This window comes from Gymnodinialimonas ceratoperidinii, assembly GCF_019297855.1.
GTDB lineage: Bacteria > Pseudomonadota > Alphaproteobacteria > Rhodobacterales > Rhodobacteraceae > Gymnodinialimonas > Gymnodinialimonas ceratoperidinii.
Genome location: NZ_CP079194.1, coordinates 852,480 through 867,111, shown reverse-complemented (window position 1 = coordinate 867,111; position 14,632 = coordinate 852,480). Strand labels below are relative to the sequence as shown.

Annotated in this window: 17 protein-coding genes; 13 read left to right on the top strand and 4 right to left on the bottom strand. The window is 64.5% G+C overall.

Going from position 1 to position 14,632, the window contains the following annotated elements:
* Positions 1–70: 70 nt before the first annotated feature.
* The 12 genes from KYE46_RS04215 (at position 71) to KYE46_RS04160 (ending at position 8,703) form a co-directional block, all read left to right on the top strand.
* Positions 71–493: a DoxX family protein gene (locus KYE46_RS04215; protein ID WP_219003689.1), complete on the top strand. Its 423-nt coding sequence runs from the start codon at positions 71–73 to the stop codon at positions 491–493.
* A gap of 229 nt (positions 494–722) precedes the next feature.
* Positions 723–1,106: a succinate dehydrogenase, cytochrome b556 subunit gene (gene sdhC / locus KYE46_RS04210; RefSeq protein WP_219003688.1), complete on the top strand. Its 384-nt coding sequence runs from the start codon at positions 723–725 to the stop codon at positions 1,104–1,106.
* Positions 1,107–1,117: 11 nt separating this feature from the next.
* Positions 1,118–1,489 carry a succinate dehydrogenase, hydrophobic membrane anchor protein gene (sdhD, locus tag KYE46_RS04205; protein WP_219003687.1) on the top strand — a complete coding sequence of 124 codons (372 nt, stop codon included), beginning with the start codon at positions 1,118–1,120 and terminating at the stop codon, positions 1,487–1,489.
* A gap of 10 nt (positions 1,490–1,499) precedes the next feature.
* Positions 1,500–3,320, top strand: a complete 1,821-nt coding sequence (gene sdhA, locus KYE46_RS04200) for a succinate dehydrogenase flavoprotein subunit (protein ID WP_219003686.1) — start codon at positions 1,500–1,502, stop codon at positions 3,318–3,320.
* The gene (locus KYE46_RS04195; protein ID WP_219003685.1) at positions 3,320–3,601 is read left to right on the top strand and encodes a hypothetical protein; all 282 of its coding nucleotides are present in this window, start codon (positions 3,320–3,322) and stop codon (positions 3,599–3,601) included. The genes sdhA and KYE46_RS04195 overlap by 1 nt, the downstream gene beginning before the upstream one ends.
* Positions 3,598–4,014, top strand: coding sequence for a hypothetical protein (locus tag KYE46_RS04190; protein WP_219003684.1), 417 nt, complete (start codon positions 3,598–3,600; stop codon positions 4,012–4,014). The genes KYE46_RS04195 and KYE46_RS04190 overlap by 4 nt, the downstream gene beginning before the upstream one ends.
* A gap of 5 nt (positions 4,015–4,019) precedes the next feature.
* On the top strand, positions 4,020–4,373 hold the full coding sequence (locus KYE46_RS04185) for a succinate dehydrogenase (protein WP_219003682.1): 354 nt from the start codon (positions 4,020–4,022) through the stop codon (positions 4,371–4,373).
* Entirely contained in the window at positions 4,373–4,702 is a 330-nt protein-coding gene (locus tag KYE46_RS04180; RefSeq protein ID WP_219003680.1) for a hypothetical protein, read from the top strand. Before KYE46_RS04185 ends, KYE46_RS04180 begins: the two co-directional genes overlap by 1 nt.
* A gap of 45 nt (positions 4,703–4,747) precedes the next feature.
* On the top strand, positions 4,748–5,542 hold the full coding sequence (locus KYE46_RS04175) for a succinate dehydrogenase iron-sulfur subunit (RefSeq protein WP_219003678.1): 795 nt from the start codon (positions 4,748–4,750) through the stop codon (positions 5,540–5,542).
* A gap of 3 nt (positions 5,543–5,545) precedes the next feature.
* Positions 5,546–6,244 (top strand): ZIP family metal transporter, encoded by a 699-nt coding sequence (locus tag KYE46_RS04170; RefSeq protein WP_219003676.1) that lies wholly within the window; start codon positions 5,546–5,548, stop codon positions 6,242–6,244.
* Between the two features lie 96 nt (positions 6,245–6,340).
* Positions 6,341–7,195, top strand: a complete 855-nt coding sequence (locus KYE46_RS04165) for an urea carboxylase-associated family protein (RefSeq protein ID WP_219003674.1) — start codon at positions 6,341–6,343, stop codon at positions 7,193–7,195.
* Positions 7,196–7,533: 338 nt separating this feature from the next.
* Complete coding sequence (locus tag KYE46_RS04160; RefSeq protein WP_219003672.1) at positions 7,534–8,703, top strand: type III PLP-dependent enzyme; 1,170 nt, start codon at positions 7,534–7,536, stop codon at positions 8,701–8,703.
* A gap of 117 nt (positions 8,704–8,820) precedes the next feature.
* On the opposite strand, the gene KYE46_RS04155 is transcribed toward KYE46_RS04160, so the two are convergent.
* The 4 genes from KYE46_RS04155 to KYE46_RS04140 form a co-directional block, all read right to left on the bottom strand.
* On the bottom strand, positions 8,821–9,792 hold the full coding sequence (locus KYE46_RS04155) for an aldo/keto reductase (protein WP_219003670.1): 972 nt from the start codon (positions 9,790–9,792) through the stop codon (positions 8,821–8,823).
* Entirely contained in the window at positions 9,789–10,493 is a 705-nt protein-coding gene (gene deoD / locus KYE46_RS04150; protein ID WP_219003668.1) for a purine-nucleoside phosphorylase, read from the bottom strand. Before deoD ends, KYE46_RS04155 begins: the two co-directional genes overlap by 4 nt.
* The gene (locus KYE46_RS04145) at positions 10,493–10,810 is read right to left on the bottom strand and encodes an H-NS histone family protein (protein ID WP_219003667.1); all 318 of its coding nucleotides are present in this window, start codon (positions 10,808–10,810) and stop codon (positions 10,493–10,495) included. The genes deoD and KYE46_RS04145 overlap by 1 nt, the downstream gene beginning before the upstream one ends.
* A gap of 116 nt (positions 10,811–10,926) precedes the next feature.
* Positions 10,927–12,891, bottom strand: a complete 1,965-nt coding sequence (locus KYE46_RS04140; RefSeq protein WP_219003666.1) for a protein meaA — start codon at positions 12,889–12,891, stop codon at positions 10,927–10,929.
* 272 nt (positions 12,892–13,163) lie between these two features.
* Between KYE46_RS04140 and KYE46_RS04135 the strand changes: the two genes are divergently transcribed.
* The gene (locus KYE46_RS04135) at positions 13,164–14,552 is read left to right on the top strand and encodes a 1-acyl-sn-glycerol-3-phosphate acyltransferase (RefSeq protein WP_219003665.1); all 1,389 of its coding nucleotides are present in this window, start codon (positions 13,164–13,166) and stop codon (positions 14,550–14,552) included.
* Positions 14,553–14,632: the final 80 nt, after the last annotated feature.

Here is a 14,632-nt window from a genome sequence, read left to right as displayed (position 1 = left end):
CCTGCGCGTTGCGCGATCACATGTGCAAATCTATGTCTCCGGCATCTTCAGATTTTCCGGAGGCCTGAACATGGCAACGCTGACCACCAATTCCCCCGCAACCCCCGCGCTGGCGGCGCAGGCTCACTGGCTGATCCGCCTGCCTGTCGCGGCGACGTTCCTTTACCATGGCATCGACAAGCTGCCCGCGCTCGAAGCGGGTGCGGCCTTCATGGGGATGCCTGTCCTGCTTTGGACGCTCGTCGCCGTGGTCGAGATCTTCGCGGGCATTGCCCTGCTTGCCGGAGGCGCGCTGCGCAACGCGCTCGGAGATATCGTGACGCGTCTGGGCGGCGCCTCGGTCATCGCGATCATGCTCGGCGCGATCTTCCTCGTGCATTGGGGCCAGTGGAGCGCCCTGCCCTCGGAGACACACCCTGTGGGCGGCATGGAGTTCCAGGTTCTGCTGCTGGCGCTGGGTGCCTTCTTCGCCCTGCGCGGGAATCGCGTCTAGTTTTCTGACGAGAGCAAACGGGAGGGCGTGCGTCTTCGGGCGGGCGCCCTTTTGTTGTGATCACACGGCCAACTCGTGTGATCACAAGTGACGTTTCTGCGTCGTTAAGCCCCACGAGGCCCCATAAATTTACCGCGCGACCCCGTGACTACAGTCAAAAACCCGCTATTGATATGTGAACGAACGGAACCAGCCAGACCTGACGGCATAATCAAGGGGGACTCTAGCCATGGCCGACGTCAACCGCGGCAATCGTCCGCTTTCACCTCATCTGACGATCTACAAACCGCAGCTGAACTCGATCACCTCGATCCTGATCCGCATTACCGGCAACGCGATGCTTGTCTCCGCGTTCCTCGTGGTGTGGTGGCTGATGGCTCTGGCCTCGGGGCCGGAGTACTTCGAGACGGTGGATGGTTGGGTCACCAGCGTGCTGGGCGATATCGTCATGACGCTGTCTGTCCTCGGCCTCTGGTATCACGCGCTCGGCGGGTTGCGTCACCTCGTGTGGGACGCGGGCTACGGGCTGGATGCCGACACCTCCGACAAGATGGGGTGGGGCATGTTGATTGGTGCCGTCGCCCTCACCTTCCTCACGCTCATCGCGATTTAAGGGGTACGAGCATGGCATTTCTGACCGACCGCAAGCGCGTCAACGGGCTGGGTTCCGCGAAAAGCGGCACCGCGCAGCATTGGACGATGACGATCACCTCTGTCGCGCTGTTGATCCTGACCCCCTTCTTCCTCGGCATCGTGGGCTCTGCCCTTGGCAGTGATTACGCCGAGGCGATTGCCCTGCTGGGCCGTCCCGTGCCGGCTATGGTCGTGGCGGTCTATATCGTCGTGGCGATGCATCACCTGCGCTACGGGATGCAGATTATGATCGAGGATTACACCCACGGCATGAACAAGAAGATCGCGATCATCGCGACGACCCTTATCTGCTACGGGCTGGCCGCTGGCGGCCTCGTTGCCCTGATGCAAATCGCGCTTTGAGGAGCAGACGATGAAAGACACGACCACACCCGCCTATGAGCTGACCCACCACAATTACGACGTTGTCGTCGTGGGCGCGGGCGGCTCGGGCCTGCGTGCGACCCTTGGCATGGCCGAGCAGGGGCTCAAGACGGCCTGTATCTCCAAGGTGTTCCCGACCCGCTCGCACACCGTGGCGGCGCAGGGCGGCATCGCGGCGTCGCTGTCGAACATGGGGCCGGACCATTGGCACTGGCACATGTACGACACCGTGAAGGGCTCGGACTGGCTGGGCGACACCGACGCGATGGAATACCTCGCGCGGGAGGCGCCGAAGGCGGTCTACGAGCTGGAGCACTACGGCGTGCCCTTCTCGCGCACCGAAGAAGGGGAAATTTACCAGCGGCCCTTCGGCGGCCACACCACGGAATTCGGCGAAGGCCCCCCGGTGCAGCGCACCTGTGCCGCCGCCGACCGGACCGGCCACGCGATCCTGCACACGCTCTACGGCCAGTCCCTGAAGCACGACGCCGAATTCTACATCGAGTATTTCGCCACCGATCTGCTGATGAACGAGGCCGGCGAATGCGTGGGCGTCGTGGCGTGGAAGCTCGACGACGGCACCATGCATGTCTTCCATTCGAAGATGTGCGTTCTGGCCACCGGCGGCTATGGCCGCGCCTATTTCTCGGCCACTTCGGCGCATACCTGTACCGGTGATGGCGGCGGCATGGTCGCCCGTGCAGGCCTGCCGCTGCAGGACATGGAATTCGTGCAGTTCCACCCCACCGGCATCTTCGGATCGGGATGCCTGATCACCGAGGGCGCCCGCGGCGAAGGCGGCTATCTGACCAACTCCGAGGGCGAGCGCTTCATGGAGCGCTATGCGCCCACCTACAAGGACCTCGCCTCGCGCGACGTGGTTTCGCGCTGCATGACGATGGAGATCCGCGAGGGTCGCGGCGTGGGTGAGGGCAAGGACCACATCCACCTGCACCTGAACCACCTGCCGAAGGAGACTCTGGACCTGCGCCTGCCGGGCATCAGCGAATCCGCCCGCATCTTCGCCGGCGTCGACCTGACGAAAGAGCCGATCCCGGTCCTGCCGACCGTGCATTACAACATGGGCGGCATCCCCACGAACTACCTGGGCGAAGTGCTTAACCCGACCGAGGACAATCCGAACCAGACCGTGCCGGGCCTGATGGCCGTGGGCGAAGCGGGCTGCGCCTCGGTCCATGGGGCCAACCGCCTCGGCTCCAACTCGCTGATCGACCTCGTGGTCTTCGGCCGCGCCGCCGCGATCCGGGCAGGCGAGATCGTCGACCCCGACGCCGCGAACCCCGATGTGCCGCAGGCCGAGATCGACAAGGCGCTGAGCCGTTTCGACGACGTGCGCCATGCCAGCGGCTCAATCCCGACGGCCGAGCTGCGGTTGGAAATGCAAAAGACCATGCAGCAGGACGCCGCCGTTTTCCGCACCGACAAGACGCTGGCCGAGGGGCTGGAGAAAATGACCGGTGTGGCAGGCAAGCTGGACGATGTGGCGGTCACCGACCGGTCGCTGATCTGGAACTCGGACCTGATGGAAACGCTGGAGCTGACCAACCTGATGCCCAACGCGCTGGCGACCATTGCCGGGGCCGAGGCGCGCAAGGAATCCCGTGGCGCCCATGCCCACGAGGATTACCCCGACCGTGACGACGAAAACTGGCGCAAGCACTCGCTGGCCGTTGTCGATGGCAACAAGGTCGAGCTCAGCTACCGCGCCGTGGGCCTCGAGCCGCTGAGCGGTCAGGAGGCCGGCGGCATCGACATGGACAAGATCAAGCCGAAGGCGCGGGTCTACTGATGCGCGCCCTCGCCCTGATCGCCGCGGTACTTGTCACCTCGCCTGCGTTTGCGCAAACTTCGGTTGCACAACTGCAAGGGATGATCGCCGCGGATACGGTCGGGGCGGGCTTTGCCCCCGAGGTGGCGGACGCGATTGCCACCTGCTTCACATCGCGCATGACCGAGGCGGAAGCCACGGCGGTTCTGACAAGCGATGACCTGACGGAGCAGCAACAGGCCCTCGCGGCGATCCCTGCCTACACCGAAGCGGTCGCTTGCGCGGCGGAGGAGTTACAATGATCCGGAATGCCATTTTCGCCCTGCCGATGCTGGCCCTCGTCGGCTGTGTGACCACGCAGGAAACCGACGTCATCATCGTCCACCCGGAATCGGTGCAGATCGCGGCGCATGAGGCCTGCTTCGCCGAGCAGCGCATCGCCGCGCGCTTCACGCCCCACGTGCGCCGTGTAGACGACAGCCATGTCATCGTCACCACCGTCCACGGCAACGGCGTGACCGTCGTGCAGGCGGAGGCCGTAAACCAATGCGCGCGGGCGCGGCTGGTGAGCGGCAGCGTCGCGCCAGCGGGCGCGGGCGTCTATGTCGTTCCGGCGCCGACCTACCACGCCCCCGTCGCGCCCACCGCGGGCTGCCGCGAAGGCTTCAGCGCGATGCAGGCGGGCACCCGCATCTGCGTAGGCTATTCCGGATGAGCGAGATGCGCGCCCGTACCCCGCGCGCGGTCCTGCGCGTCTTCGCGCTGGCGGCGCCGCTCCTTCTCTCGGCCTGTGTCGGGTTTCAGGACGCGGCCGACCAACTGGCGCGGCAACAGGCGCGGGCCTATGTGAACACCGAGGTCGAGCGGCGCTTTCCCGGTATCGACGCCACGCCGATCACAAATTGCGTCATCGACAACGCTTCGGCGCAGGAGATCGTGACCATCGCGGGCGGCATCGCGCTGGGCAATTCCACCGCCGCCTCGAACACCGTGGGCGACGTCCTGCAACGCCCCGCGACGCTGCAATGCACCGCTGGAAACTACCTCGACGGCTTGCTGCGGGGGCTTGGCTGATGCGCTTGCTGACCCTCGCCTCGCTGACGTCCGTGCTGTTTGTCGTCCTGACCTCCTGCGGCCCGGCGCAGCCCCCCTCGCGCGCGACAGCCGAGCGGCTCTGCGCCGAGGAAGCCGCGCTGGCCGATGGCATCGCGGGCAACGTCGGCGTCGCCGGCGGCACCTCGGGCGCCGGCGCACGTGGCAGCGTGACGATCACCTCCGATATCCTGAACCCCCGGTCCGAAGCTGACGCGCTGCGCGACTGCGTCGCCCGCCGCATGGCCGGCCAGCCAAACCCGCGCGGCGGTGGCCTGACGCTGGGCCTGAGCGTGGGTGGCAGCACATGACAAATACTCAAGCGGAGCCAATCCGCCTCCAAGGAGAACACCAAGATGGTTGAACTCACCCTCCCGAAGAATTCTCGCATCACCCGTGGCAAGACCTGGCCGAAGCCGGAGGGAGCCACGAACCTGCGCAAGTTCCAGATCTATCGCTGGAACCCCGACGACGGAAAGAACCCCTCGCTCGACACCTATTGGGTCGACATGGATACCTGCGGGCCGATGGTTCTGGATGCGCTAATCAAAATCAAGAACGAGATCGATCCGACGCTGACCTTCCGACGCTCCTGCCGCGAGGGGATTTGCGGCTCCTGTGCGATGAACATCGGCGGGGTGAAATCCAAGGGTATCAACACCTTGGCCTGCATCTACGGCATGGACGAAATCCAGGGCGACGTGGCGATCTATCCGCTGCCGCACATGCCTGTCGTCAAGGACCTGATCCCTGACCTCACGCATTTCTACGCGCAGCACGCCTCGATCATGCCCTGGCTCGAAACCAAGACCCGCCGCCCCGAGAAGGAGTGGAAGCAATCGATCGAGGATCGCGAGAAGCTCGACGGGCTCTATGAATGCGTGATGTGCGCCTGCTGCTCGACCTCCTGCCCGTCCTATTGGTGGAACGGTGATCGCTACCTCGGGCCGGCGGCGCTGCTCCATGCCTACCGCTGGATCATCGACAGCCGCGACGAATACACCGGCGAGCGTCTGGATGACCTTGAAGATCCGTTCAAGCTCTACCGCTGCCACACGATCATGAACTGCACCAAGACCTGCCCCAAGGGTCTGAACCCGGCCAAGGCGATCTCGTCGATCAAGAAGCTGATGGTCGAACGGACGATCTGAGCCATGGAGCCGCTGTTCCTCGCGATCGTGCTGGCGGGCGTGGCGGGCCTGTCCATGCCGCTGGGGGCGTGGCTGGCCACGCTGAAGGACGAGCCGGAGCCGATCAACCATGCGATCACGGCGTTCGGCGGCGGTGCCCTCGTCTCGGCCGTGGCGCTGGTGCTGGTGCCGGACGGGGCCGAGCATCTTCCGGGATGGCTCTCCTGCCTGCTGCTGCTCCTGGGGGGCCTCGTGTTCTTCATCGTCGACAAGGCTGTGTCGAAATCCGGCGGCGCGGGCGCGCTCCTGCTGGCGATGTTGCTGGATTACCTGCCCGAGGCCGCGGCGCTCGGCGCGATGATCGTCATCGACCGCGCCACCGCCTGGGTGCTTGCGGCGATCATTTTCCTGCAGAACCTGCCCGAGGGCTACTCGGCCTTCCGCGAGATCCTTGCCTCGCATACCGTGCCAAAGAAACGCGGCTTCGCGCTGTTCATCGCGCTGGCGCTGATCGGCCCGGTCTGCGCCGTCATCGGCCTGACAACCCTCGCCGACCAGCGCGCGCTTCTTGGCGGCATCATGATTTTCGCGGCCGGCGGCATCCTCTACCTGGTGTTTCAGGACGTGGCCCCCTCCATCTCTGGCGAGGGGGAAGCACGCCCAGCGCTCGGCGCGGTGGCAGGCTTCGCGCTCGGCCTAGCGGGACATCTGGCGGCTGGCTAGCGACGACGGAGCGCAACCCGCGCCGCCACCCCGTCGGCAGGCCTTGCACCTGCGCGCCAGCCGCGCGAAACCCGGGGCGCCCAACCGGAGAGCCCCATGCCCAACCGTCGTCCCAAAGCCTCCCCTGCCCCCGCTGACGCCGCCGCGCGGCGCGCGATCCCGCCGGTCGTGTGCTACCCGCCCGACACCTTGCCGGAACCCACGAACCTCGGCCCCGCCACGCCGACAGGCCCGGTGACGCGCGTCCTCGCAGCGCCCCGCGATGCGGCCAGCTTCCACGCCCGCGCTGGTCAGACAATCCGCATCACCTCGGTGGAGGGGCCGCAGGTGGGCGACCTCAACCTCTGGAACGCCCATGACCTGACCGAGCGGTTCTTCTCCGGCAAGACCCGCGCGCTGCACGGCACTCACGTGACGACGGGCGACACGCTCTGGTCCAACCTGCCGGACCTGCGCCCCATGGCGACCGTGACCCACGACAGCCTCGACTGGTACGGCATCGACACCTTCGGCGGCGCGGTCCACGACGTCATCGGCACCCGCTGCGATCCCTACACGCACGCGCTGTTGAGCGAGGGCGGCCAATACCACCACTGTTGCCATTCCAACCTGACCCGCGCCCTGGCCGACGCCGCAGATATTTCGCTGCACGAGGCCGAGGGCCACGTCCACGATGTGCTCAACGTCTTCATGTGCACCGGCTTCACCCGCGATACCGGGCAGTATTTCATGAAGGCCTCCCCCGTTCGCCCCGGCGATTGCTTCGAATTCCGCGCCGAGATCGACCTCCTCGGCGCCCTCTCCGCCTGCCCCGGCGGCGACTGCGGCGCCGAGCATTCCTCGGACGTCACCCCCTGCTACCCGCTACAGGTCGAGGTCTTCGACACGGTCCATACGGCAGGCCACACCCCCTCCTCCGCGAACCCCTACGACCGCACCCACGGCCGCTAAGACACCGCGCCTGCTCCTTCATCTTGGCCAATACACCTCCGGGGTCGTCGGCTTGTTCCCCGAGGGAACGGGCCGGCGTAGGGGCAGAGCCCCTTGCCACGCCATCCGCCCGCACCACCGCCCCGAACAAATTTCGCTCCTCGCGAAAAAACTTCTTGATCCGAATCCACATTCGCCCCAAATGCGCCCCATAGACGCCAACGCACGCGCCTCTGTCACGGGTGGTAAGTCGGAGATCTCTCCGGGATAACCATCGCAGTTACGTAGCGACGGTAACGTCTCCCTTTGAATGCAACGCGTCCCCTTGAATGGGGCGTTCCGTCCACTTGGAGAACGTGATGACCGCTACTTTTACCGCCCTCTCGGGCGCCGCTCCCGTATCTGTATCCCGCTGCGAGACCTTCGCCCGCGCGCACAGCTTCGAGCGCCCGACGCTGATCCTCGACGTGGATCGCGTGGCACAGCAATACGACGCGCTGGCGGCAGGCCTCGGTCAGGCCCACATCCACTATGCCGTGAAAGCCAACCCCGCGCCGGAAATCCTGTCGCGCCTCGCCGCGATGGGCTCCGGGTTCGATGCCGCCTCGCGCGTGGAAATCCAGATGTGCCTCGATGCCGGCGCCGCACCGTCGCATATTTCCTTCGGCAACACCGTCAAGAAGCCCGCCGACATCGCCTACGCCCATTCCGTCGGCGTCGATGTCTTTGCCGTGGACGCCGCCGAAGAACTGGAAAAAATCGCCGAGCACGCCCCCGGCGCGCAGGTCTACATCCGCCTCCTGGTCGAAGCCACCGGCGCCGATTGGCCCCTGACCCGCAAGTTCGGCACCACCCGCGACAGCGCGCTGGAGCTGATGGAGACCGCGCGCGCGCTCGACCTGCGCCCGGTGGGCCTGAGCTTCCACGTCGGCTCGCAAACCCGCGACCCGCAGATGTGGGCGCCGGTTCTGGACGGGATCGCGGCGGTCTGGAACGCCGCCCACGGAGCAGGCTTCGCGCTGGATCTCCTGAACATCGGCGGAGGCTTCCCGGCATTCTACGGCGAGGACATCCCCCATCCCACCGCCTATGCAGCCAAGGTGATGGACCTCGTCCACGCCCGCTTCGGTGACGTGCCCCGCATCATGGCCGAGCCCGGTCGTGGCCTCGTGGCCGAAGCCGGCATGATCGCCGCCGAGGTTCTCCTCGTCTCGCGGAAATCCCCAGATGACCTGCACCGGTGGGTCTATCTCGACATCGGCAAATTCTCCGGCCTTGCCGAGACCATGGACGAGGCGATCCGCTACCAGTTCGCCACCGAGCGCGACCACGAGAACACCGGCCCCTGCATCCTCGCAGGCCCCTCCTGTGACAGCGCCGACGTGCTCTACGAAAAACGCCCCGTGGCCCTGCCCTTGGGTCTCAAGGCCGGCGACCGGATCTGGATCCGCAACTGCGGCGCCTACACGACGACCTATGCCTCGATCGGCTTCAACGGCTTCCCGCCGCTCGACGTCGTCATCGTCTGACTGCAGCGCGCGTTAACCTGATATCACGGTTAACGCGCCGCTTCCCGGAGGGGAGCCCCGGCTCCCTTCATCTTGGTAAGTACAACTCAATCCCGAAAATCACCACGGGCGCGGCGGTCAGCAGTAGCTCTCGACCGCGGCCCATTGCGCGTCGGAATAGCGCGCCCCATGGGCGAAGCCGGCAGGCAGAAGACGCTCAATCTCGGCCAGATCCTCCTGACCCAAGGCAATCTCCACCGCTCCGACCAACTCGCGCAGATGCTTGGCCGTGCGGGTGCCGGGGATCGGGATCACGTGGTCACCCTGCGCCAGGACCCAGGCCAGCGCCGTCGCCGATGTCGCCCACCCCCGCGCGGCGCAGAATCTTTTGAACCCCTCGATCGCGGCGAGATTTGCCTGGTAGTTCGGATCCTGGAACCGCGGCTGTCCGGATCGGAAATCGCCCGCTGGAAAATTCTCGCGCCCTTGGAAATGATCGCACAAGACGCCGCGCCCCAACGGTGAGAAGCCCACGAAGGCCGCTCCCACTTCGTCACAGGCCCGGATCATGCCCAACTCGGGCAGGCGGGTCCAGAGTGAGTACTCCGATTGCACCGCCGCCACCGGGGCGACCTTGACCGCCCGCCGCAGGGTGGCGGGCGCAATTTCCGACAGGCCGATGCCACCGATCAGACCCTCGGCCATGAAGCCCGCGAGGGTCTCCATCACCTCCTCAACGGGCCGTTCATGCTCGCGCCGATGGAGGTAGAACAGCTCCACCCGGTCGCGCCCCAACCGCTTCAACGACCCTTCGAGCGAGCGTCTCAGATCGCTGGCGGCATTGCTGAAGTGACGCCTCGGTTGCGTGTAGATGCCGGCCTTGGTTGCGAGCGTCACGTCCGCGCCGGTCTCGGCCAGAAACCGGCCGATCACGCTTTCGCAGACACCGCCGCCGTAGATCTCGGCCACGTCCCAATGGGTCACGCCGAGGTCGAGCGCCGCCTGCATGCAGGCGAAACTCTCTTTTTCATCGGTAGCGCCGTAGATGCCACCGAAGCTCATGCAGCCAAGACCGATCGGGCCAATATCCCTTCCGGCCAATTGCCTCACGAAAACGCAGCCTCCAAGGCGATCTCCACCATGTCCGAAAAACTCGACTGACGCTCTTCCGAAGGTAAAGCCTCTTCCGTCAGCAAGTGATCCGATACGGTCAGCACCGCCAGGGCCCGTGCATCATGGCGTGCTGCAAGCGTATAGAGCTCTGCGGCTTCCATTTCCACAGCCAGAACACCGTGGCGCACCATCTGTTCGTTCAGGTCGGGCCGCTCATCATAAAACACGTCCGAGGAATAGATCCCCCCGACATGGATGCCCGCGCCCTTTCCCTCTGCCGCCTCATAGGCCGCCTGAAGCAATCCGTAATCTGCACAGGGCGCGTAATTCAGCTCTCGGAAAATACCCGAGGATGGGGTCGAAAGGGTCGACGCCGTCATCGCGAGAATCACGTCGCGCAGCTTTACGGATTTCTGCATCGCCCCGCAGGAGCCGATCCGGATCAACGTCTTTGCTCCGTAATCGCGGATCAATTCGTTGGCGTAGATCGACAGGCTGGGCATGCCCATACCGGAGCCATGGATCGTCACGCGATTGCCACGCCACGTTCCCGTGAACCCCAACATTCCACGCACTTCATTGACGCAGACCGGATTTTCCAGAAACCGTTCTGCCGCCCATTTTGCCCTCAGAGGGTCGCCCGGCATGAGCACCGTTTCAGCGATATCTCCAGGCTTTGCACCGATATGGACAGTCATTAAATTGCGAACTCTTCCAGGGACTTGCCAGACGCCAGGGCATCCTTGATCCAGTTTGGCTGCCGCCCGCGACCGGTCCAGGTCTGGCTCAGATCAGCGGGGTTTGCATATTTCGCAACACCTTTGGGGCCGGATTTGGATGACGATTTTCCACCGGTGAAATCATCGAGTGAAAAACCGTGCTTCTTGGCAACGGCTTTCAATTCCGCAAGGCAGTCTGCTTTGCGTTTCTTTTCATAACCCTTGATCGTCGCCTCCACTTCGCGCTGATGGGCCTGAAGCTCTTCCAAGCTCATTTTCTCAAGAGATGCTGCCATGCGAATTCCCCTTTCACTTTTGGCTTCCAGTAAGGGGCATTTGCCAAGATACGTGCCCTTCTGGCAAGTATACAAATGGACATGTACTTTTTCCGGCGTCAAGAAGCCGAGACGGGTTATTCTGCAGCCATTCCGGCAGGATCCGCGAGGTTCACGATATCGGACATGATCCGATTTAGCTCGAAATCCTTCGGCGTGTAAATCCGCGCCACCCCCTGCGCTAAGAGGGCGTCGCGATCCTCGTCGGGAATAATGCCCCCCACCATGACCGGAATTTGCAGGCCCTCTTTCCGCAAAATCTCCATTACCTGCTCAATCAGCGGCACATGGCTGCCCGAGAGAATGGAGAGACCGATGACATGGGCATTTTCCGATTTCGCCGCTTCGACGATTTCGGACGGCGTCAGCCGGATTCCTTCGTAGCTGATATCCATTCCGCAATCACGCGCGCGGTAGGCAATCTGTTCGGCCCCATTGGAATGGCCGTCGAGCCCCGGTTTGCCGACGAGGAACTTGAGCCGGCGGCCCAGCTTGGCGCTGACAAGATCGACGGCCTCGCGGATATCCTCCAGCCCTTCCGTCTGGTTCGAGACCGCGCCCGAGACGCCCGTCGGCCCACGATATTCACCATGAACGGCCCGCATGACGCCGGCCCATTCCCCGGTCGTGACCCCGGCCTTGGCCGCCGCGATGGAGGCCGGCATCACGTTGCGCCCCTCCCGCGCGGCAAGGGAAAGCGCCTCCAACGCCTCCGCCACAGCGCCCGCGTCGCGCGCCGCGCGCCATGCCTCCAGACGCCCGATCTGATCCTGCTCCACGGCGGGATCAACGACCATGATGCCCCCGTCCTCCCCCAACAGAGGTGATGGCTCGGAGGCCGTGTACTTGTTCACCCCGACCACGACCGTCTCGCCGCGCTCGATCCGGTTGACCCGCTCGGCATTGGAATCCACCAGCCGCCCCTTCATGTAATCGATCGCCGAAATGGCGCCGCCCATGCTCTCAAGGTTGGCCAGTTCAGCCCGCGCGCCGGTCTTCAAGGCTTCGACCTTGGCATCCACGACAGGATTGCCATCAAAAAGATCACCATACTCCAGCAGGTCCGTCTCGAAGGCCATGATCTGCTGCATCCGCATCGACCATTGCTGGTCCCACGGACGCGGCAGGCCCAAGGCCTCGTTCCAGGCCGGCAATTGAACGGCACGGGCGCGGGCCTTCTTCGAAAGCGTCACCGCCAACATCTCGATCAGGATGCGATAGACGTTGTTTTCAGGCTGTTGCTCGGTCAGCCCGAGAGAGTTCACCTGCACGCCGTAGCGGAAGCGGCGGAATTTCGGATCTTCGACGCCATAGCGCTCGGCACAGATCTCGTCCCAGAGGTCGACAAAGGCGCGCATCTTGCACATTTCGGTCACGAAGCGGATGCCCGCGTTCACGAAGAAGGAAATCCGCCCGACCAAAGTCGGAAAATCCTCGGCAGCCACCCGCGGGCGAAGCTCATCGAGCACCGAGATCGCCGTAGCCAAGGCGAAGGCCAGCTCCTGCTCCGGCGTCGCGCCCGCCTCCTGCAGATGGTAGGAGCAGACGTTCATCGGGTTCCACTTCGGCACCTCGCGGGAGCAGTACTCGGCCACATCCGCGATCATCGCAAGCGAGGGCTTCGGCGGGCAGATGTAGGTCCCGCGCGAAAGGTACTCCTTCATCAGATCGTTCTGCACCGTCCCCTGCAGCTTCGAGACATCGGCCCCCTGCTCCTCGGCCACCGCGATATAGAGCGCCAGCAACCACGGCGCGGTCGCATTGATCGTCATCGAGGTATTCATCTGCTCCAGCGGAATATCCGCGAACAAGGCCCGCATGTCGCCAAGGTGGCTGACCGGCACCCCGACCTTGCCCACCTCGCCGCGCGCCAGAACGTGATCGCTGTCGTACCCCGTCTGCGTCGGCAGATCGAAGGCCACCGAAAGACCGGTCTGTCCCTTCGCGAGGTTGCCGCGGTAGAGCGCATTGGACGCCGCCGCCGTCGAATGTCCGGCATAGGTCCGGATCAGCCAGGGGCGGTCTTTCTGAGCCTGTGTCATGGGCACGCTACCTTCTCGCAAAGCAATATCGTTTCGCAAGACTGCATATATTCGGAATAAAATGACTCTGTCAATTCGCTGCCCACGCAAAGCTGCACCGCGGCACGAATACGCGCCGCTCCCTGCTTCATCTTGGCCGTACAACTCCGGGGGCTTGGGGGCAGCGCCCCCAATCGGCAGATGCCCCAGCCACGACATCGCCAACCGTCTCCCAACAACCCAAACCCCGCGCAAATATTGCGCCGCCGCGCGTTTCCTGACACCTATCTTCCATGACGACGCCCATCACCCTGCCGCTCTGGCTCTTTGTGCTGATCCTGCTCTTTGCGGCAGTCACCTTCGCGTCGCATTTCCTGTTTCCCTCTGTGCGCTGGTTCCTGCGCCGCCGACTCGAAAACGCCGTCGCCGAATTGAACAAACGCCTGAAAACGCCGATCCAACCGTTCAAGCTGGCGCGGCGCATGGATACGGTGCGCCGCCTCGTCTATGACCCCGAAGTGGCGCAGGCGATCATCGAGCATGCCAAGGCCAAGGGCGTCCGCGAGGACGTCGCGGCGCAAACGGCCGAGCGCTATGCCCGCGAGATCGTCCCGGGGTTCTCGGCTTTCACCTATTTCGCCTTCGCGATCCGGGCCGCGCGCTTTCTCAGCCAATCGCTCTACCGGGTCCGCCTGACCGACGCGAATTCGGACGCGCTGGAGGCCATTCCCGCCGATGACACCGTGGTTTTCGTGATGAACCACCGCTCCAACATGGATTACGTGCTGGTCACATGGCTGGTCGCCGAGCGCTCGGCCCTGGCCTATGCGGTGGGAGAATGGGCGCGGGTCTGGCCCCTGCGCGGGCTCGTCCGCGCGTTGGGCGGCTACTTCATTCGCCGCCGCTACAACAACCCTCTCTATCGCAAGGTGCTGGCCCGCTACGTGCAGATGGCGACCGAGGCTGGCGTCACCCAGGCCGTTTTCCCCGAGGGCGGCCTGTCACGCACCGGTGGCTTGGGAGAGCCGAAACTGGGGCTGATCTCTTATATCCTCGACGGCTTCCACCCCGGCAAATCGCGCAATGTGACCTTCGTACCCGTCGCTCTGAACTATGACCGTGTGATGGAGGACCGGAACCTGATCGCGGCGCAGAAGCGGGGTACCGGGGGCTTTCGCTTCTCGCTTTTGCCGATCTACCGCTACCTGCGGCGACAGGTCTGGCACCGCCTGACCGGCAAGTTTCACCGCTATGGCTATGCCGCCGTTTCCTTCGGTGACCCACTTTCCCTGACCGATTTCCTTTCGCACCCCCACAACGACAACGCTGCCGATCTGGGTGAGGCGTTGATGTCGCGCATCGCCGCCGTGACGCCGATCGTGCCTGTACCGCTGGTCTCCCACGCGCTTCGCGATGGCGCGCGGGACATGGCAAGCCTGCAGGCCGAGGTGCGGACCCGGATCGAGCGGGCGCAGAGCCGCGGCGTCTCGGTGCATCTGGCGCGCGATGATCTCGACTACACCATCGAGGCGGGGTTGCGCGCCTTGATGGAGCGCGGGTTCGTCGAACGCAAGGGCGAGACGCTGGCGGTGTCCGATCGCGGCAGCCCGGTCGTCGAGTACTACGCGGCGAGCGTGGCGCATCTTCTCGATGTCGAAGCTCTCGCCGCGCCTGAAGGCTGAACCGCCGCGCCGCTTTCCCGCTCCCCCATCGTTGCAACCTCCTACAACTGGTCGCCACCAGAAGGCATCGGCGTGCCCTG